Genomic DNA, 20,015 nt, shown 5'->3' with positions numbered 1-20,015 from the left:
GACGCGTCAGATGGCGTTGACGTCCAGCGGGATGCCGGGGCCGAACGTGGTCGACACCGCACCCTTCTGGATGTAACGGCCCTTGGCGCTGGACGGCTTGAGGCGGACGATCTCCTCGAGCGCGGCGTCGATGTTCTCGTTCAGCTGCTCGGCCGAGAACGAGGCCTTGCCGATGACGAAGTGCACGTTGGCGTGCTTGTCGACGCGGAACTCGATCTTTCCGCCCTTGATCTCTTCGACGGCCTTGGCCGGGTTCGGAGTCACGGTGCCGGTCTTCGGGTTCGGCATCAGGCCACGGGGACCGAGCACCTTGCCGAGACGGCCGACCTGGCCCATGAGCTCCGGGGTCGAGACCGCGGAGTCGAAGTTGGTCCAGCCGTCGGCGACCTTCTGGATGAGCTCGGCGCCGCCGACCTCATCGGCGCCGGCCGCGATCGCCGCCTCGGCCGCGGGGCCGGTGGCGAACACGATGACGCGGGCGGTCTTACCGGTGCCGTGGGGCAGGATGACGGTGCCGCGCACCATCTGGTCCGCCTTGCGGGGGTCGACAGCGAGCTTCAGCGCGACCTCGACGGTCGAGTCGAACTTCGCCGAACCGGTCTCCTTCGCGAGCGCGACGGCCTCGGACGGCGTGTAGAAACGGTCTGCCTCGATCTTCTCGGCGGCAGCCTTGTAAGCCTTGGACTTGGTAGCCATGATTATTCTCCTCAGCCCTCGACCGTGATGCCCATGGAACGGGCGGTGCCGGCGATGATCTTCGAGGCGGCCTCGATGTCGTTCGCGTTCAGGTCGGCCTGCTTCTGCTCGGCGATCTGACGGACCTGGTCCTTGGTGATCTTGCCGACCTTGACGGTGTGCGGGGTGGCCGAAGCCTTCTGCACGCCGGCGGCCTTCTTGATGAGCTCCGCCGCGGGCGGGGTCTTCAGGACGAAGGTGAAGCTGCGGTCCTCGTAGACGGTGATCTCGACGGGGATGACGTTGCCGCGCTGCGACTCGGTCGCGGCGTTGTACGCCTTGCAGAACTCCATGATGTTGACGCCATGCTGACCGAGCGCGGGGCCGATCGGCGGCGCCGGGTTGGCGGCACCGGCGTTGATCTGAAGCTTGATCAGGCCGGTCACCTTCTTCTTCGGTGCCATTCTCTTTCCTTTCCTCGAGGCGGATGCGAGCATCCGCTTCTCCCACGGCTCCGGCCTCTCCGGCCCGTGGTCGCCTGCGCGCCCTTCGACAAGCTCAGGGACCCATGCGGGCTATCGCACAAACCACGTAAGTCTACCTGATTACTCCCCCACTCGCGAGCCGGCCTCTTGCGTTCGAGCCGGCCCGGTGCGTGCGTCCGCAACGGGCCGGGAGACACGAAAGGGGGTGGGTCGGGGAAGAGAAAACGGCCGCCCCGGAAGGGACGGCCGTTCTCGTGCACGTCGGCAGGCTCAGTGACCCACGGTCAGATCATCTTGGTGACCTGGTCGAACGACAGCTCGACCGGGGTCTCGCGCTCGAAGAGCGAGACGAGGACCGTGAGCTTGCCGCTCTCCGGCTTGATCTCGCTGATCGAACCGGGAAGACCGGCGAACGAGCCCTCCTTGATCGTGATGGTCTCGCCGACCTCGAAGTCGACCTCGGCGGGAAGCGGACGGGCGACGGCGACGCCGCCCTTGGCCGCGATGTTCTTGGCGGTCGGGACGTCCTTGACCTCGACGAGGGACTTCAGCATGTTGAAGGCCTCTTCGAAGCGCAGCGGCGTCGGGTTGTGGGCGTTGCCCACGAAGCCGGTGACGCCGGGGGTGTGCCGCACGACCGACCAGGTGTCTTCCGTCAGCTCCATGCGCACCAGCACGTAACCCGGGATGCGCACGCGGGTGACCATCTTGCGCTGGCCGTTCTTGATCTCGACGACGTCCTCCATCGGGACCTCGACCTGGTAGATCTCGTCCTCGACCTCGAGCGTCGACTTGCGCTGCTCGATGTTCGCCTTGACCTTGCGCTCGAAGCCGGCGTACGAGTGGATGACATACCACTTGCCGGGGAGCATGCGCAGGTCCATGCGGAAGGCCTCGTACGGGTCTTCCTCGGACGCCGACTCGTCCTCGTCGGACTCGGCGGCGGGACGGTCGTCCTCGCCGTTCACGTCGGGCCCCTCGTACGGGGTCACCTCGTCGGCCGCCTCGGCCTCCTGCTCCGCGACCTCTTCGGCCACGGAGTCGTTGAGGACCTCGGCGGCGGCTTCGGACTCCGCGGCCTCGTCCAGGTTCAGAGCGTCGTTCACGATGGCGTCCGCCTCCGGGTCGTCGATGTCGATGTCGATGTCTTCCGTCTCCTGCTCGCCGTCCTCGTCCTCGACGTGGACCGCGACGTGCTCGGCAGAGGTGACCGAGAGCTCCTCCGCGGCGAGCACGTTGCCCTCCTGGGCCTCGTCCTCCTCGCTGGACTGCTCTGCGGCGGTCGCCCAGTCGGCGTCGTCGGAATATCGTTCAGACACGTTGCTTCTTCTCCATAGCTGCGGCGGTCGCCGCGGGGGTCATCAGCCAGGGATTCCGAACACGTAGTGCGTCAGGAGCCCGAAGACGTAGTCGAGACCGTAGACGATGCCCATGACGATCAGGACGAAGACGAGCACCACACCCGTGAACTTGAAAAGCTCCTTGCGGGTCGGGGTGACGACCTTGCGCAGTTCGGCGATGACCTGGCGGATGAACAGGGCGATGCCCCCGAAGAACCGGGAGAAGGGGTTGCCCTTCTTCTGGCGCGTGGCGCCGGCCGCGACGACGTCGCCGCGCGGTTCGTCCTGATCCATCCTGAATGTACCTTTCGTGTGTCAGCGTGCGCTGACGCGCAGGGCGGACAGGAATCGAACCTGCAACCTGCGGTTTTGGAGACCGCTGCTCTGCCAATTGAGCTACCGCCCTAGAGACCCGGGGGTCTCGGGGATGCCCTCCCCACCCTGCCACCGGCCGATGTCGTAGACGCCAGGCACGGCGAAAGAATGCAGAGAACAACTGCTCACCAAGCATACGGCATCGATCCGGTGGTGCCGAACAGGAAGCGGAACCGGCGTTGTTGCTAGGCTCGGCGGGCGGACGAAGCAGGAAGGGACGCATGTGAGTGGGGATGTGCAGCAGTTCCAGGTGGACCTGCGCGGAGTCGTCGATCTGCTCAGCCGGCACATCTACTCCAGTCCCCGGGTCTATCTGCGGGAACTGCTCCAGAACGCGAGGGACGCGATCGCCGCGCGCCGTGAGGTCGACGGCGGCGGCAGCCGCATCCGGATCACGCCGCTGACCGCGCAGTCGGGCGAGTTCGTGCTCCGCGACGACGGCGTGGGATTGACCGCCGCCGAGGTCGCCGATCTGCTCGCGACCGTCGGGCGCAGCTCCAAGCGGGACATCTTCGACCTCCCCCGGAGCGACTTCCTCGGCCAGTTCGGCATCGGTCTGCTGAGCTGTTTCATGGTCGCCGACACCATCGTCATCCGCTCCCGCAGCGCCAGAGGCGGCTCCGCGGTGGAGTGGACGGGCAGCGCGGACGGTACCTTCCGCGTCACGGAGATCGGTGACGACCTTCCGATCGGCACCAGCGTGCACCTCGTGCCGCGCTTCGATACCGACGAGCTGCTGCGGCCGGCGGCCGTACACGAGCTCGCGACCACCTTCGGGGAGTTCCTGCCGGTGCGGGTGACCATCGACGCGCCCGGTGGGGACATCGATGTGACGCGCGAGCCTCCCTTCCTCGACCCCGCCGCCGACGTCGAGGCGGCCGTGCAGTACGGTCGCGACCTGCTCGGGGCCGCCCCGCTGGACGTGATCCCGCTGAGCGAGCCGGCGACCGGGACGCAGGGCCTGGCCTACGTGCTGCCCTTCGCTCCTCCGCCCGGCGCCCGGCAGGCGACCCGCATGTACCTCGGGCGCATGCTGCTGTCCGAACGCGTCGACGACGTGCTGCCCGACTGGGCCTTCTTCGTGCGCGCCGTCGTCGACTCCACCGGCCTGGCGCCGACCGCCAGCCGCGAGTCCCTCGTCGAGGACACGTCCCTGGAGCACGTCCGGGAGCAGCTGGGCGCCGGGATCCGCCGCTGGGTGCTCGAGCTCGGGCTGCGCGAACCGCATCGCCTCGCCCAGTTCGTGGCCGTGCACGAGGTCGGACTCAAATCCCTGGTGCGCCACGACGAGGAGCTCGCGCGCTTCATCACGCGCTGGCTCACCGTAGAGACCACGCACGGCACGCTGCGGATCGGCGAGCTCGTGGAACGGTATCCGCAGGTGCGCTACGCCCAGACGGTCGACGAGTTCCGCCAGGTGGCGGGCATCTCGCCCTCGGACGAGGTGCTCGTCAACGGCGGCTACCTCTACGACGCCGACCTGATCCGCCTGCTCCCCGACCTCTACCCGCAGGTCACGGTGGAGAAGGTCGACGTGACCGGGGAGCTCGATCGCCTCGACCCGCCGCCGCTCGACGACCGGGACATCGCGATGGCGCTGGAGTCCCGCGCCGGCTCCGTGCTCGCCGCCTCCGACTGCGCCGTCGTCGTCAGGGCGATCGATCGCCCCGAGCTGACCGGACTCTACGTCGCGGATCCCGAGGTGCTGCGCACGATCGACCGCGGGCGCACCAAGGGCATCGCGAGCACGCTCTGGGGCGGGGTGCTCGACCGGATCGATCAGACGCTCTCCGCCGCGCGGGACGACGACCTCACGGCGCGACTGTGCCTGAACTGGTCGAACCGCGTCGTCCGCGCCCTCGTCCGCGTCGAGGACGACGCCGTGTTCGCGCGCACGGTCCAGCTGCTCTACATCCAGGCGCTCCTCGCGGGACACCACCCGCTCTCGGACGCCGACCGGGCCCTCATGACCAGCGCCCTGTCCGACCTCGTCTCGCTCTCCGCCGGCATCGAGGGGGACACGCTCCCCTTCGACGCGCGCTGACACCCCCGACTACCCGAAAGGGCCTTCCATGGCACGTCCGAAGAAGCGCTTCCAGCAGCTCATCGAGGAGATCGACCGCACCCCGTGGGGTCCGGCGGAGCAGGCCCTCGTGGCGGAGGCCGTCGCGCTGGCCATCGAGATCGGCGACGAACGGCTGGAGTACGAGGCCCGCATGCGCCAGACCGCCTCGGCGAACATGGTCGGGGCCACCGACGTCATGCTCAACTCGTTCGCCTGGTGCCTCGCGCATCACGACGCCGACCCGCAGCGGTTCCCCGCCGACCTCGACAACGGCGGGGCCGACCTCATGTGGCAGTTCAAGTGGATGGCGTCGTCCCTGCGCTCCTCCCCCGCCTTCTCGCAGGAGCAGATCGCCGCGGTGCTCGACGACATGGAGGCGCACTACCGCGCCGCGGGACTCGGCCTCAGCGGCGTGCTGACCGCCCGCTTCGAGGACGCCTGGGACGCCGGTCGGTTCGACGCCGCCGAGGCCCTGCGCGTGCAGCTCGAGGCCACGCCGCGGGACGAGCACAGCCACTGCGACGCCTGCAGCCGCAGCCAGTTCGCGGGCTTCTTCGCGGAGACCGACCGCGACGCCGACGCCATCCGCCTCGTCGAGGAGATGCTCGAGGGCGGCTTCTCGTGCGGCGAGGAGCCCGAGCACGCTCTGTCCCGCGTGCTGCTCCCGTATCTGCGCGCCGGTCGCACGGAGGACGCGAAGACCGCGCACCTGCGCAGCTACCGCCTGGCGAAGGACAACCCGGACAACCTGCGCATCGTGGCCAACAACATCGTGTTCGCCGCGATCACCGGCAACGAGGCGCGGGCGCTGGCCCTGATCGAGAAGCACATCGCGTGGCTGGCCCACGACGGCCTCAACGTCGACGCGCACTTCGCCGCCCTCACGGCCTTCGCGGTCGCTCTCGACCGCGTCACCGCTGCCGGACACGGCGACACCCCGGTCCGCGGTGCCGACGCCCCGGCGCTCGTGCCGCTGCTGGGCGCGCACGACGGCCCGTGGAGCGCCGCCGAGCTCGCCGCGACCGCCTGGTCGACGGCCGAGCGCATCGGCGCACAGTTCGATGAGCGGGACGGCACCGACGGGCACGCCCGCAGCCTCGCCCGGATGCGCGCTCTCGCCGACGAGAGCTACGACGTCCCGATCCGCTCCGACGCGTTCGTCGCCCCCGCGCCCGCCACGGCCCCGACCGACCCGGACGGCTGGTTCGAGCGGGCCATGCAGCTCGCGCAGTTCGGCGCCGAGCAGGAGACTCTCGCCGCGCTCCCGCACGCCATGGAAGTCGACGACGCCGCCAAGCGCGCGCAGCTCCTGTCGATGCACCTCGGCATCCTCGTCGCACTCGATCGCGGGGACGAGGCCGTGCGCCTCCTCCCCGAGCGGATCGCCGCGCTTCGGGCCGCCGGGAACGACGCGCAGGCCGACCTCGAGGAACGGCTCGGCCTGGCGACCTTCGGCCTGCACACCGACGAGACCATGGCGGCGCTCGAAGAGGAACTGGCCGAGGCCGACCGTCTTCCTGCGTGGTCGCGCGGCGACCTGGCGATCAGCCGCGCATCGCTGCACCTGCGGGCGGAGGAGCCGGATGCGGCGCTGGACCTCGCGGAGCTCGCCGCCCGCTCGTTCGCGGAGGCCGGGGACACCCGGCTGTCCAACACCACGACCCTCGTCGCGATCAGCGCCGTGCTGAGCACGGGCGACCTCGACGCCGGGCGCACGCTCCTCGACCGCTTCCTCGCCCAGGAGGACCTGTCCGCCGGCCACCGAGCCCGCGCACTGCAGACCCGGGCGCGCGTGCGCGGCGGCTCGGGCGCGTACCAGGACGGCGCGGTCGACGCCGACGAGGCGTGCCGGCTGCTCGCCGAGCTCGGCGCCACCCGGGCTCTCGCCGAGGCCCATGTGCTCGCGGGCGCGCTCTGGGAGGACGCCGAAGAGCCCGAGAAGGCCGTCGCCCGCTACCGTCTGGCCGCTCGGCTGCAGGACGAGGGCGATCGCACCGGCGTCGACTTCCGGCTAGCCAGGGCGATGCTCCGCGCGGGAGACGCCGAGGAGGCAGCCGAGCTCTTCGGGGACGTGCTCCGGCGCGAGGAGAACGCCGAGACTCCTGCGGGTTCGCGCGCCATGACCGCCTCCCTCCTGGCCCGGTCGCTCGCCGAGTCCGGCGAGTTCGGTCAGGCGGTCGGCGCACACGGCTACGCCGCCGAGCTGTTCGGACAGGCGGAGGCCCACGCCGACCAGGCCATGGCCATGACGGAGCAGGCGAAGATCCTCGCCCGCTTCGAGGAGCACGACGACGCCGTGCGGCTGCTGGAGGGCGCTGCGGACATCGTGCGGCGTGCCCCCGAGGCCGTCGGCGCGCTGTCCGAGGTGCTGCACAGCCTCGGCCAGGCCTATGCAGGCCGGGGTGACGAGCGCGCCTTCCCCCTCTTCGACGAGGTCGCCGCGCTCGCCCAGGAGCACGAAGCCGGCTGGCTGCTCGCCGACGTGACCGACTCCCGCGGCCGCGCGCTGGCCCAGCTGGGCCGGATCGATGAGGCCGTCGCCGCTGCTCTCACCGCCGCCGACGGCTTCGCGGCGCTCGGCGACCAGGGCGCCGCAGGAAGCTCTGAGCTGTTCGCGGGCCGGGTGCTCGCGGGAAACGACCGCCCGGCCGATGCCGTGCCGGTGTACCGGAGCGCCCTGGAGCATGCCGAGGGCTTCCCGCCCCTGCGCCAGGTCGCGGCGCTGGAGCTCGGCGACGTGCTGGAGGCACTGGGGCGGCACGCCGAGGCCGCCGAGGTCAGGGCACTCGTCGAGAGCTGACGCGACATCGGCGCGGGATCCGGAGGGGATCCCGCGCCGATGGGGATGCGGCGGAGGGCCGCGTCAGAAGAGCTGACGCCAGTTCGCCCGTGCGAGGTCGAGCAGCTCGTCTCCGCGACCCGACATGACCGTGCGGATGGCGTAGAGAGCGAAGCCCTTGACCTGCGCGGCCTCGATCGCCGGCGGCATGGACAGCTCCTGCCGCTCGGTCACGACGTCGAGCAGCGCGGGACCGTCGTGCGCGAGGACCTCGCGGACCGCCTCCGGCAGATCCTCGCTGCGCTCCACCCGACGGGCGAAGATCCCCATGGCCTCGGCGATCGCGGCGAAGCTGGGGTTGTCCAGCCCGGTGCCGTAGGTGACGAAGCCGGCGGCCTTCATCTCCAGCTCCACGAAGTTCAGCGACGAGTTGTTCACCACGATCGTCTTGACCGGGAGTCCGTTCTGGGTGAGCGTGAGCAGCTCGCCGAGCATCATCGCGAGACCGCCGTCGCCGGCGAGCGCCACGACCTGACGATCCGGATGCGCGACCTGCGCGCCGATCCCGTGCATCAGGGCGTTCGCCATCGAGCCGTGCGTGAACGATCCGATCAGCCGGCGCCCCTCGGTCATGGACAGGTACCGCGCGGCCCAGACGGTCGGCGACCCCACGTCGGCGGTGAAGATCGCATCGTCGGCGGCGTACTCGTCGAGCAGCCGGGCGAGGTACTGCGGGTGGATGGGGCGCGTGCCCTTGGCCGGCACCGCGAGCTCGTCGAGCTTCTTCCGCGTCTTCCGGTAGTGGGCCACGGCGTCGTCGAGGTGGCCGCGGTCGTCCTTCCGCGCGATGCGGGGCAGCAGGGCTTCGGCGGTGGCCTTCACATCACCGACGAGACCGAGGTCGAGCGGGTGGCGCTTGCCGAGCTGGGATCCGCGGATGTCGACCTGGATGGTGGTCGCGTGCTCCGGGTAGAACTGCTCGTACGGGAAGTCGCTGCCGAGGACGAGGAGCGTGTCGGCCGCCTCCATGGCGCGGTAGCCGGACGCGAAGCCGAGCAGTCCCGTCATGCCGACGTCGAAGGGGTTGTCGTACTCGATGAACTCCTTGCCGCGCAGCGCGTGGACGATGGGGGCACCGAGCGCGTCGGCCAGCGCGATCACCTCGTCGTGCGCCCCCTCGACGCCGGCCCCGGCGAGGATGGTGACCTTCTTGGCCGCGTTCAGCATGGTCGCGGCCTTCTCCAGCTCCGGGCCGCTGGGCTGGATCAGCGGGCGGGTGCGCTCGATCACCACGGCGCGGTCGTCCGCGATCTCGGACAGCGCCACGTCGCCGGGGATCACGAGGACGGCGACGCCGCGCTGCTCGATGGCCGCGCGCATCGCGATCTCCATCAGCCGCGGCATCTGCGACGGGTCAGCGACGTACTCGACGTACACGCTGCACTCGCGGAACAGTTCCTGCGGGTGCGTCTCCTGGAAGTAACCAGTGCCGATCTCGACGGTCGGGATGTGCGCGGCGATGGCCAGCACCGGCACGCGAGAGCGCTGCGCGTCGTACAGGCCGTTGATGAGGTGCAGGTTGCCGGGGCCGCACGAGCCCGCCACGACGGCGAGGTCTCCGGTGGTGCCGGCGTCGGCCGCGGCGGCGAAGGCGGCGGACTCCTCGTGGCGCACGTGCACCCAGCGGATCCGGCCGTCCTTGCGGAGGGCGTCCGTGAGACCGTTCAGGGAGTCGCCCGGGATGCCGTAGACCCGGTCGACTCCGTTGGCGTTCAGAGTCTTGACGATGTTCTCAGCGACGTTGGCCATACCCCGACCCTACGCCCGCCGAGGCCTCCCCGGGCCGGACTCAGTACTCCTGCGGGCCGTCCCGGTCGGGCTCGGGATCGCGCTGGAACGCGCGGCCGGACACGGATGCCGGGGCGATGCGCACGTACACCCGCTTGTCGGTCGGGATCCACGGGCGCAGACCCGCCGCCTCCGCCCGCTCGATGTCGGCGTCGGTCTACAGCGCCTCGGCACGCCCGCGGACGATGACGCTCCAGGCGGCGGTGTCGGTGTGGTCGTCGACCTCGAAGAGCACGTCGGCGTTGACCGTCAGCTCGAACAGCTTGCTCCCGGGGGCTGTGCGGAACAGGAGTCCTTCGCCGTCGACGGCGTAGTTCACGGGGAAGATGTCGATCGTCTCGCCGACCCTGGTGACGAGCCGCCCGAGCTCCTGGCTGCGCAGGTGCTCCCAGCTCTGCTCCGCGGTGAGGGTCTGGACCGGATCCGTGTGCGCACTCATGCCGCCATTGTGCCTCGTCCGTCCTCGACGCGCACCCCGTCGACCCGGCCCCTCTCGTGCGAGCGGCCCCCTTGCGTGCGCACGCAAGGGGGCCGCTCGGCCGCAAGGGGGTGGGTCGACGGTCAGCCGATGCGGATCAGCTTCTTGTTGACGAACTCGTCGGCGGCCAGGTGGCCGAGCTCGCGGGCCGTGCCGCTGCGCTTGATGCCGCCGAACGGGAGCTCGGGGCTGTCGGCGAGCACGAGGTTCACGTAGACCATGCCGGCCTCGATCCTGTCGGCCACCCGCTCCGCCTGCGCCTCGTCCGTCGTGAAGACGTAGGAGCCGAGACCGAACGTGGTGTCATTGGCCAGCGCGACCGCCGCATCCTCGTCCGCGACGCGGTAGACGACGGCCGCGGGGCCGAACAGCTCCTCGCGGTAGACGTCCATCTCCGGGGTCACGTCGGCGAGCACGGTCGGCGCGAAGAACGCCCCGTCGCGCGTGCCGCCCGTGAGCAGGGTCGCCCCCTGGGCCACGGCGGTGTCGATCTGCTTCTGCAGGTTCTCCGCCGCCGCCTCCGACGAGACCGGACCGAGGACCGTGTCGTCGAGCGTGGGATCGGTCGCCTCGACGGCCGCCATCGCCGCCGTGAACTTCTCCACGAACGCGTCGTAGAGCTCGTCGACGATGATGAAGCGCTTGGCGCCGTTGCAGGCCTGGCCGTTGTTGTCGAGGCGCGCGTCCACACCCGCCTGCACGGTGGCATCGAGGTCGTCGGTGGAGAGCACGATGAACGGGTCGGACCCGCCGAGCTCCAACGCGACCTTCTTGAGGTTGCGCCCCGCGACCTCGGCGACCGCGGCGCCGGCACGCTCGGAGCCGGTCAGCGACACGCCCTGCACGCGCGGGTCTGCGATCATCGCCGCGATTTGGTCGTTCGTGGCGAGCACGTTCTGGTACGCGCCCTTCGGGAAGCCCGCGTCGTGGTAGATCGCCTCGATCGCGCTCGACGACTCCGGGCACTGCGGCGCAGGCTTGAGGAGGATCGTGTTGCCGACGATCAGGTTCGGCGCGGCGAAGCGCACGATCTGGTACGCCGGGAAGTTCCACGGCATGATCCCCACGAGCGGCCCCAGCGAGGAGCGGCGGATGATCGCCGAGCCCTCACCGAGGATCTTGATGGGCTGGTCGGCCATGATGTCCTCGGCCTGGTCCGCGTAGTACTCCGCGATGTCGGCGGCGAAGTCGACCTCGCCGAGTGCGGCCTCCCGCGGCTTGCCCATCTCGCGCACGAAGATGTCGGCCAGCTCCTCGCGGCGCTCCCGGTGGAGCTCGGCCGCGCGACGCAGCAGCGCGGCACGGTCGGCGACCGTGGTGGAGCGCGACCACTCGCGGTGCGCCTCGTCGGCGGCAGCGACGGCCTCCTCGATCTGGGCGTCGGTGAACGTGTCGTACGACGCCAGGGTCTCGCCGGTGGCGGGGTTGACGACGGCGTAGTCGGTCATGGGTTGTCCTCTCGTGTGCTGGGGCCCTTCGACAGGCTCAGGGACCCAGGCCGTTCGTGTGCTGGGGCCCTTCGACAGGCTCAGGGACCCAGGCCGTTCGGGGGGGGTGGGGCCCTTCGACGAGCTCAGGGACCCACCCGGAAGGTCAGGAGACCGGGATCAGCGTGTACTTGGTGGACAGGTACTCGTGAATGCCCTCGAAGCCGCCCTCGCGACCGACGCCGGACTGCTTGACGCCGCCGAAAGGAGCCGCCGCGTTGGAGACGACACCCACGTTCAGACCCATCATGCCGGTCTCCAGCGCGTCGATCATCCGCTGACCGCGCTGCAGGTTCTCGGTGAAGACGTAGGAGACGAGGCCGTACTCGGTGTCGTTGGCGAGGCGCACGGCCTCGTCCTCGGTCTCGAAGGTCGCGATCGCGAGCACCGGGCCGAAGATCTCCTCGCGGAGGATCGCGGACCCGGGGACGACGTCGGTGAGGACCGTGGGCTCGTAGAACGTGCCGGTGCCCTCGAGCGCCTTGCCGCCCGCGAGCAGGGTCGCGCCGCGCTCGACGGCGTCGTCCACGAGCTCGCCGGCCTTGGCCACCGCGTCCTCGTCGATGAGCGGGCCGATCGCCACGCCCTCCTCCGTGCCGCGGCCGATCTTCATGCCGTTGACACGCTCGGTGACGCGCTTGGCGAACTCGCCCGCGACGTCCCTGTGCACGATGAAGCGGTTCGCCGCCGTGCAGGCCTGACCGATGTTGCGGAACTTCGCGGCGAGAGCGCCGTCCACGGCCTTGTCGAGGTCCGCGTCGTCGAACACGACGAACGGCGCGTTGCCGCCGAGCTCCATCGAGACCCGCAGCACGCCCTCCGCCGCCTGGGCGATGAGCTTGCGGCCGACCTCGGTCGACCCGGTGAAGGACAGCTTGCGCAGGCGCGGGTCGGCGATGATCGGCGCGGACAGGGCGCTCGACTTCGAGGTCTGCACGACGTTGACGACGCCCTTCGGCAGACCGGCCTCCTCGAGCAGCGTCGTGAAGAAGATGGTCGTGAGCGGCGTGAGTGCCGGGGGCTTGATCACGACGGTGCAGCCGGCGGCGAGGGCCGGCGCGATCTTGCGCGTGGCCATCGCGAACGGGAAGTTCCACGGCGTCACGAAGAACGACGGGCCGACGGGGCGCTGCGACACGATCATGTGACCGGTGCCCTCGGGGTTGAGGCCGTAGCGGCCGCTGATGCGCACGGCCTCCTCGCTGAACCAGCGGAGGAACTCGCCGCCGTACGCGACCTCGCCGCGGGCCTCGGCGAGGGGCTTGCCCATCTCGAGCGTCATCAGCAGCGCGAGGTCCTCCTTGCGCTCCTGCACGAGGTCGAACGCCCGGCGCAGGATCTCGCCGCGCACGCGCGGCGCGGTCGCGGCCCACTCGTCCTGCGCGGCGACGGCCGCGTCGAGCGCCCGGATGCCGTCCGCGGGGGTGGCGTCGGCGATCGTGCGGATCACCTGGTTGGTCGAGGGGTCCTTGACGTCGAAGGTCGCGCCGGTCTCCCCCTCGATCCACTCCCCGCCGATGAAGAGGCCGGTGGGGATGCTGTCGAGCAGCGCCTGCTCGTTCTGAGTGCTCATGGATTCTCTCTCTTTCAGACGGACGTGGGACGACGGCGGCGGCTGGGCGGAGCGTCCATACCCAGCGTCTCACCGCGGAAGAAGGCGGGGCGGCGGATGGCGTTCCAGATCATCACGGCGACGCCGACGACGATGATGAGGATGCCGAGGATGAAGACGATCCCGATGCCGCCGATCTCCGACCCGGAGCCGTAGGCCGGGTCCATGGAGTCGATCAGCGTGGTGAAGAACAGGATCGCGAGGATGATGCCGCCCACCAGCGGGAACAGGAACGTGAAGAAGACGTTCCGCGCCGAGTCGAACCACTGCTTGCGGAAGTACCAGACGCAGGCGAACGCGGTGATCCCGTAGTAGAAGCAGATCATCATGCCGAGCGTGAGGATCGTGTCCCACAGCGTGTCCTCGCTGACCACGCGCATCACGGCGTAGAACGCGGAGGCCACGATGGCCGACACGATCGTGGCGTAGCCGGGGGTGAAGAACCGCGGGCTCACCTTCGCGAACGACTTCGGGAGCGCACCGTAGTGGCCCATCGCGAGCAGGGTGCGGGCCGGACCGACGAACGTCGACTGCAGCGACGACGCCGAGCTCGTGAGCACCGCGAGGGAGACGAGGAACGCGAGCGGCCCGAGGATCGGTCCGGAGAGGTGGAAGAACACGTTCTCCTGGATGTCGCCGTTGCCGAGGCCGAGCTCCCCCGTGCCGACGCCCGCGAACATGATCATCGCGACGGCGAGGAGCAGGTACAGCGAGACGATCGTGAGCACGGTGACGGTGGCCGCGCGCCCCGGGGTCTTCTCCGGGTCCTTCGTCTCCTCGTTCATGGTGAGGGTGACGTCCCAGCCCCAGAAGATGAAGATCGACAGCGACAGACCGGCGGCGACGGCGCTGAACGACGAGATCGCGAACGGGTTGAACCAATTGAGGTCGAACGGCTGGTAGTCGAAGCCGTTGCCACCCACGGCCTGCACGATCGCGGCGACCGCGAAGAACACGAGCACGAGGATCTGGAATCCGACCAGCCAGTACTGCAGCTTCTGCGTGGTCTGCATGTCGCGGTACGACACCCACGTCGCGCCGAGCATGAACAGCAGGCAGACGCCGATGTTGATCCAGGTCACGCCGGCGAGATCGGCGATCTCCGGATTGCCCGTGATCTGCGACAGCAGCAGGAACAGGAAGTCGACCGCGACGCCGGCGAGGTTGGACAGCACGAGGATCGTGGCGACCACGAGGCCCCAGCCGGCCATCCAGCCCACCCACGGTCCGAACGCCCTGGCGGCCCAGGTGAAGGACGTACCGGAGTCGGGCATGCGGTTGTTGAGCTCGCGGTAGCCGAAGGCCACGAGGAGCATCGGGATGAAGCCGACGAGGATGATCGCCGGGATCTGCGCGCCGACCTCGGATGCGGTGGGGCCGACGGCGGCCGTGAAGGTGTAGGCGGGGGCGATGCACGAGATGCCGATCACGACGGCACCGATCAGGCCGACGGTGCCGGCGCTCAGGCCCTTCGTCGAGATTCCGGTCGTGACGCCGGATGCGGGCTCCGTCGCCCGGTTGGTGCTGCTCATCAGCGGTCTCCTGCTTCATCGCGGGTACGCGGGACGACGATCATGGGGACGGGCAGCTCGTGCAGCATCTTCGCCGCCGTGGAGCCCAGGAAGAGGCGGCGCGGCTGCGCCAGCCGGCTGGAGCCGACGAGCACGACCTCACCGGGGAGCCAGGAGAGCCCGGCGACGGCGTCCTCCACCGTCTCGCCGGGGGCCTCCTCGACGACGGCGCCGAGACCGTCCGGCAGCCGCTCGGCGGCCACGGCCAGCACCTTGTGCGCGTGCTCGCTGCCGGCGAGGCGGATGGCGCCGGTGTCGAGCCCGGGCGGCACGTCGAACGGAACGAGGGACACCAGACGCAGGCTCACCTCGGCGGCGCCGGCGAGGGCCACGGCCTGGTCCAGCACGCCCTCCGCGCCCGGACGGGTGCCGACGGCGACGGTGACGCGCGGGAGCACGTGGTCGTCCTGCTGCGCGAGGCCCGCCGGCGCGAGAGCCACCGGGATCGGCGAGGAGTGCAGCAGCTCCGATGCGACGCTGCCCAGGCGGTGCCGACCGAAGAGGCCCCCGCCGGCGGTGCCGATCACGATGACGCTGGCGTCGAATTCCTCACCGGCGGCGATGAGGCCCTCGGCGAACGACTCCGAGAAGCGCACGTGGCCGCTGCGCACGAGCTCCTGCGGCAGGCGCACGACCGCGTCCTGCAGCCAGCTCCGGGCCTGCTTCCGGATGACGTCCTCGTAGGCGCGCTCCGGCGGCACGGCGGCGCTCCGGGTGCCCTCGGTCGGCAGCACGATCACGAGGTGCAGGGTCGCCCCGATGCTGCGCGCCAGTCGCGCGCCCAGCGCCGCCGCGTCGGCCCCCGCATCCGTCGCCGTGTAGCCGACGACGACCGAGCCGGTCATCAGCCGATGCTCTCGGGAGCGCCGGCCTCGCGGCGGGCGTCGACGATGTTCGCCGCGACGAGGTGGCCCATGCGGATCGCCCCGTCGACGTGCTGGTACCCCGCTCCGGCCATGTCGCTGCAGGCGAAGTGGATCGGTCCGACCGGCGTGCGCAGGTCGGCGCCGTAGCGGTGCAGTCCGCCGAGGTCGAAGCTCGCGGCGTACGCGCCGCGGGTCCACTCCTCGCTGCCCCAGTCGCTCTCGTAGTAGACGACGGGGTTCTTGGCCTCGGGACCGTAGTAGTGCGAGAGCGACTCGAGGATGCGCTCCTTGCGCTCCTCGGCCGACAGCTCGAACACGCCGTCGGCGTTCGCGTCGGACACGAAGCCCACCAGGGTGCCGCGCTCGTCGCCGTGGTTGGTGTTGTCGTACGCCTCGTGCGAGAGCTCGTACGGGCTGAACGCCGTGCCGCTCAGGCCCTGCTCGCGCCAGAACGGGCGGTCGTAGACCGCGTGCACCTTGATGACGAAGCCCATCGACAGGTGCTGGTGCAGCTGGTGCTGACGACGCGGCAGCGGCGGAACGAAGGAGATGCGGTTGTAGAGGATGGGGGCGTGCGCGAGGATCGCGTACCGTGCCCGGACCGTGAGGTCGTCGGTGGTCGCCACGACCCCGTCATCCGACCACTCCAGGCTGCGGACGGGCTGGTTCAGCAGCACGTCCTCCCCCAGGCGCTCGGCGAGGCGGAGCGGCACCTGCTGCAGCCCGCCGACGACGCGCTTGTCGAGGATGAAGTCGGCGTCGACGAGGTTCGAGTAGGAGCCGGCGGACGCCGCCATGAGCAGCGACTGCAGCAGCGAGAACGCGTGCGTCGGCTTGGTCAGCATCGCCGAGCCGGTCGCGAAGGCGAGGTTGCGCACGGCCTCGTCGTCATCGGTCTGCGAGCGCAGCCAGGCGTCCCACGAGATGGAGTCCCACTCGGCCGCGTTCGGGTGCTCCCACGGGCGGTCCGGGTCGATCTCGGCGACGAGGGCGTCGAGGATGCCGGTGATGCGGGCGATCACGGCCTCGGTCTCCGCCGACACCGGGAACATCTCGCCCGTGAAGCGATGGGCCTTCCCGTCCGGGCCGACGTAGACGCTGTCACCCTCGCGGTAGCGGCTGTAGGTCTCGAGCCCCAGCTCCTCGATCGTGTCCTTGAGGGCGTCCTGGTCGGGCGAGACCCACTGGCCGCCGATCTCCAGCATGGCGCCGTCGATCACGTCGGTCCACAGCCGGCCGCCCACGCGGTCGCGGGCCTCCAGCACGGCGACCGACAGTCCGGCCTTCCGCAGGTCGTTGGCCGCCGTGAGCCCTGCGGCTCCGGCGCCCACGATCAGCACGTCGCGGGTGATCTCAGCCATCTGCAACTCCTTCGTCGTCGGGGGATGCGGGGGAAGAAGTACCGGTCGCGTCCCGAAATCCCCCGATCCGGGGACGCGACCGGACAGTGTGTCAGGCGCCGGCGAGCGCCTCGGCCACGACGTCGAGGCCCTCGTTCAGCAGCTCGTCGCCGATGGACAGCGGCGGGAGGAAGCGGATGACGTTGCCGTACGTGCCGCAGGTGAGGACGATGACGCCCTGAGCGATGCACGCCTTGGCCACGGCGGCCGTGAGCGCGGCGTCCGGAGCCTTGGTCTCCGGGTCCACGAACTCGGCCGCGACCATCGCGCCGTGACCGCGGACGTCTCCGATGCGGGCGTCCTCGGCCTGGAGAGCGGTGAGGCGGCCGATGAGGATCTCGCCGATCTCGCGGGCCCGCTCGATGACGCCGTCGTTCTCGAACACGTCGATGGCCGCGAGCGCCGCGGCGCAGGCGATCGGGTTGCCGCCGTAGGTGCCGCCGAGGCCGCCGGAGTGCGAGGCGTCCATGATCTCGGCGCGACCGGTCACGGCCGCGAGGGGCAGCCCGCCCGCGATGCCCTTGGCGGTGGTGATGAGGTCGGGCTCGATGCCGAAGATCTCGCTGGCGAACATGTGCCCCGTGCGGGCGAAGCCGGTCTGCACCTCGTCGGCGATGAAGACGACGCCGTTCGCGCGACACCAGTCGACGATCGCGGGGAGGAAGCCGTCGGCGGGGACGATGAAGCCGCCCTCGCCCTGGATGGGCTCGATGATGACGGCCGCGAGGTTGTCGGCGCCGATCTGCTTCTCGAGCTGGAGGATCACGCGGGCCGCGGCCTCGCCGCCCTCGAGTCCGTCGCGGAACGGGTAGGACATCGGCGCGCGGTAGACCTCGGGGGCGAACGGGCCGAAGCCGCTCTTGTAGGGCATCGACTTCGCGGTCAGCGCCATGGTGAGGTTCGTGCGGCCGTGGTAGCCGTGGTCGAACGCGACGACGGCCTGGCGTCCGGTGTGCTTGCGGGCGATCTTGATCGCGTTCTCGACGGCCTCGGCGCCGGAGTTGAACAGGGCGCTCTTCTTGGCGAAGTCGCCGGGGGTGACGCGGTTGAGCGCCTCGGCGACGCCGACGTACGACTCGTACGGCGAGATCATGAAGCACGTGTGCGTGAACTGCGCGGCCTGCGCGGCGACGGCCGCGGCGACCTTCGGGTGCGCGTTGCCGACCGTGGTCACCGCGATGCCGGAGCCGAGGTCGATGAGCGAGTTGCCGTCGGCGTCGACGACCACCCCTCCCCCGGCCGCGACGGCGGCGACGGGCACGGTGTGTCCGACACCGGCGGCGACCGCGTCCGCCTTGCGGGCGAGGACCTCGGCCGACCGCGGGCCGGGGAGTTCCGTGACGAGGCGACGCTCCTGCGGGAGGTCGGGGCCGCCGAGGGGGACTGCGGGTGCTGCGGTGTCGAGGAGAGCCATGTCGCGAGCGTACGGCGGCAGCGGAGACGCCCGCATTCGCCGGGTCGTACAATCGGAGAATTGATTTCGCCGTCTCGTACAACCGGAGATCGCATGGCCCCTACCGATCCGCCCACGCTGTCCGCCCTGCTGCGGCGCCGTGATCTGGACCTGCGCCTCGTCTCCGCTGCCGCCGACCTGCCGGACGGCGCACTCGACCGGCCGCTGCGCTGGGTGCACAGCTCGGATCTCGCGGACCCGACGCCCTTCCTCGCGGAAGACCTGGTGCTCCTGACCACGGGTACCCAGTTCGACGACGCGGACGCCATCCCGCCCTACGTCGTGCGCCTCGCCGAGCGCGGGGTGCTGGGGCTCGGGTTCGGCACCGACGTGCATCGCTCGGGAACGCCGGAGGAGTTGATCGCGGCGTGCGCCGACCAGGGCATTCCGCTGTTCGAGGTGCCGTACCGCACGCCGTTCATCGCCGTGGCCCGCGCGCACTCCGAAGCGATCGCGGCGCAGGCCTACGCCCGACGCACCTGGGCGCTCGACACCCAGCGCGCCCTGGCCCTCGCGGCGCTCCGACCGCGCGGGCTGGACGCCATCGTCACCGAGCTCGGCCGTCGTCTCGGAGCCTGGGCCGGCATGTTCGACGCGGCGGGCGACCTGCTCGTCGCCCACCCCCGCGATGCCTTCTCGACGACGGTCCGGGAAGAGCTCGGGAGGCGGGTCCAGGAGATCCTCGACCGCGGACTGGAGGCGGGGCAGTCCCTCACGCTCGAGGCGCGCACCTTCATGCTCTTCACGGTGGGGCGGGGCGGGCACCTGCGCGGCGTCCTTGCCGTGGAGGCCGACGCCCTCGACCAGGAGGCCAGAGCCGTCGTCACGTCGGTCATCGCGATGGCCGGACTCGCGCGGGAGCAGAGCGAGCAGCTCACCCGCGGCCGTCGCCGCCTGCACACGCAGCTGCTGCGCTCGCTCCTGGGCGACGACCCCGGCCTCGCGCGCCGGGTGCTCGGGAGCCTCCCGCCCGCCCCCGTGGTGGTCGCCGTGACCGGAGACGCCCCGGCGGAGCCGCTTCTCGACTGGTGGGAGCGCCGGCGCCTCGACCACGGTACTCCCGCGTTCCTCGCCGATTCCGAGGACGGCGTCGTCATCTGCATCTCTGCGACCGACGAGCCGCTTCTCGACGATGTGGCCGCCCGCTTCACCGCCCGCGTCGGCGTCTCCGCTCCGGAGGGGTACGACGCCTTCTCCCGTGCACACGCGCAGGCGCTCGTCGCCCTCCGTCAGCCCGGCACGAGCGGCGCCGTCCGGTACGCCGACACGGTCGGGTCGAGCCTGCTCACCGCTCTGGCCACGGATGAGGCCCGACTCGTCGCGGAGTCGCGTCTCGCCCCGCTCCGGGAACACGACGCCGCCCACGGCACTGCGCTCGAACACGCGCTGCGCACCTGGCTCGACCACGACGCGCGGGCCGAGCAGGCCGCAGCCGCCCTCGGCATCCACCGCCACACCCTCCGCTCCCGGGTCTCCCACGCCGGCGCCCTCCTCGGGGTCGACCTGACGGCCTTCCCCGCCCGGGCCGAGGTGTGGGCACTGCTGCAGACCGCCCGCGACTGACCCGGCCCACCCGTCCCT

The 20,015-nt window shown here is 70.7% G+C and carries 15 protein-coding genes and 1 tRNA gene; 3 read left to right on the top strand and 13 right to left on the bottom strand.

The window, feature by feature from the left end; all coding sequences use genetic code 11:
- Positions 1 to 6 precede the first annotated feature (6 nt).
- The 5 genes from rplA to CJ226_RS08390 form a co-directional block, all read right to left on the bottom strand.
- A complete protein-coding gene (gene rplA, locus CJ226_RS08410) occupies positions 7 to 696 on the bottom strand; it encodes a 50S ribosomal protein L1 (protein ID WP_025102336.1) in 690 nt (229 codons plus the stop codon).
- Between the two features lie 11 nt (positions 697 to 707).
- Complete coding sequence (gene rplK, locus CJ226_RS08405) at positions 708 to 1,139, bottom strand: 50S ribosomal protein L11 (RefSeq protein WP_025102337.1); 432 nt, start codon at positions 1,137 to 1,139, stop codon at positions 708 to 710.
- A 305-nt stretch (positions 1,140 to 1,444) separates the two neighbouring features.
- Entirely contained in the window at positions 1,445 to 2,479 is a 1,035-nt protein-coding gene (gene nusG / locus CJ226_RS08400) for a transcription termination/antitermination protein NusG (RefSeq protein WP_025102338.1), read from the bottom strand.
- Positions 2,480 to 2,521: 42 nt separating this feature from the next.
- Positions 2,522 to 2,794 carry a preprotein translocase subunit SecE gene (gene secE / locus CJ226_RS08395; RefSeq protein WP_025102339.1) on the bottom strand — a complete coding sequence of 91 codons (273 nt, stop codon included), beginning with the start codon at positions 2,792 to 2,794 and terminating at the stop codon, positions 2,522 to 2,524.
- 39 nt (positions 2,795 to 2,833) lie between these two features.
- Positions 2,834 to 2,906, bottom strand: a tRNA-Trp gene (locus CJ226_RS08390).
- 192 nt (positions 2,907 to 3,098) lie between these two features.
- Here CJ226_RS08390 and CJ226_RS08385 point away from each other — a divergent pair.
- Both CJ226_RS08385 and CJ226_RS08380 read left to right on the top strand, forming a co-directional pair.
- On the top strand, positions 3,099 to 4,919 hold the full coding sequence (locus tag CJ226_RS08385; RefSeq protein ID WP_102208887.1) for an HSP90 family protein: 1,821 nt from the start codon (positions 3,099 to 3,101) through the stop codon (positions 4,917 to 4,919).
- Positions 4,920 to 4,947: 28 nt separating this feature from the next.
- Positions 4,948 to 7,740: a hypothetical protein gene (locus CJ226_RS08380; RefSeq protein WP_102208886.1), complete on the top strand. Its 2,793-nt coding sequence runs from the start codon at positions 4,948 to 4,950 to the stop codon at positions 7,738 to 7,740.
- Between the two features lie 63 nt (positions 7,741 to 7,803).
- On the opposite strand, the gene poxB is transcribed toward CJ226_RS08380, so the two are convergent.
- The 8 genes from poxB to gabT form a co-directional block, all read right to left on the bottom strand.
- On the bottom strand, positions 7,804 to 9,528 hold the full coding sequence (gene poxB, locus CJ226_RS08375) for a ubiquinone-dependent pyruvate dehydrogenase (RefSeq protein ID WP_102208885.1): 1,725 nt from the start codon (positions 9,526 to 9,528) through the stop codon (positions 7,804 to 7,806).
- A 196-nt stretch (positions 9,529 to 9,724) separates the two neighbouring features.
- A complete protein-coding gene (locus CJ226_RS18445) occupies positions 9,725 to 10,006 on the bottom strand; it encodes a pyridoxamine 5'-phosphate oxidase family protein (protein WP_257996593.1) in 282 nt (93 codons plus the stop codon).
- A 122-nt stretch (positions 10,007 to 10,128) separates the two neighbouring features.
- Positions 10,129 to 11,493 carry an NAD-dependent succinate-semialdehyde dehydrogenase gene (locus tag CJ226_RS08365; protein WP_102208884.1) on the bottom strand — a complete coding sequence of 455 codons (1,365 nt, stop codon included), beginning with the start codon at positions 11,491 to 11,493 and terminating at the stop codon, positions 10,129 to 10,131.
- A gap of 145 nt (positions 11,494 to 11,638) precedes the next feature.
- On the bottom strand, positions 11,639 to 13,105 hold the full coding sequence (locus tag CJ226_RS08360) for an NAD-dependent succinate-semialdehyde dehydrogenase (RefSeq protein WP_062632793.1): 1,467 nt from the start codon (positions 13,103 to 13,105) through the stop codon (positions 11,639 to 11,641).
- Positions 13,106 to 13,119: 14 nt separating this feature from the next.
- Positions 13,120 to 14,676 carry an APC family permease gene (locus tag CJ226_RS08355; RefSeq protein WP_062632795.1) on the bottom strand — a complete coding sequence of 519 codons (1,557 nt, stop codon included), beginning with the start codon at positions 14,674 to 14,676 and terminating at the stop codon, positions 13,120 to 13,122.
- Positions 14,676 to 15,560 carry a universal stress protein gene (locus tag CJ226_RS08350; protein WP_071328919.1) on the bottom strand — a complete coding sequence of 295 codons (885 nt, stop codon included), beginning with the start codon at positions 15,558 to 15,560 and terminating at the stop codon, positions 14,676 to 14,678. The genes CJ226_RS08355 and CJ226_RS08350 overlap by 1 nt, the downstream gene beginning before the upstream one ends.
- Positions 15,560 to 16,942 (bottom strand): NAD(P)/FAD-dependent oxidoreductase, encoded by a 1,383-nt coding sequence (locus tag CJ226_RS08345; RefSeq protein ID WP_062632799.1) that lies wholly within the window; start codon positions 16,940 to 16,942, stop codon positions 15,560 to 15,562. The genes CJ226_RS08350 and CJ226_RS08345 overlap by 1 nt, the downstream gene beginning before the upstream one ends.
- A 91-nt stretch (positions 16,943 to 17,033) precedes the next feature.
- Positions 17,034 to 18,395 (bottom strand): 4-aminobutyrate--2-oxoglutarate transaminase, encoded by a 1,362-nt coding sequence (gene gabT / locus CJ226_RS08340; RefSeq protein ID WP_062633027.1) that lies wholly within the window; start codon positions 18,393 to 18,395, stop codon positions 17,034 to 17,036.
- A gap of 93 nt (positions 18,396 to 18,488) precedes the next feature.
- On the opposite strand from gabT, the gene CJ226_RS08335 reads away from it, so the two are divergent.
- On the top strand, positions 18,489 to 19,997 hold the full coding sequence (locus tag CJ226_RS08335; protein WP_102208883.1) for a PucR family transcriptional regulator: 1,509 nt from the start codon (positions 18,489 to 18,491) through the stop codon (positions 19,995 to 19,997).
- Positions 19,998 to 20,015: the final 18 nt, after the last annotated feature.

Source organism: Microbacterium sp. UMB0228 (genome assembly GCF_002871415.1).
Lineage (GTDB): Bacteria > Actinomycetota > Actinomycetes > Actinomycetales > Microbacteriaceae > Microbacterium.
This window is presented reverse-complemented; position numbering and strand designations above follow the sequence as displayed.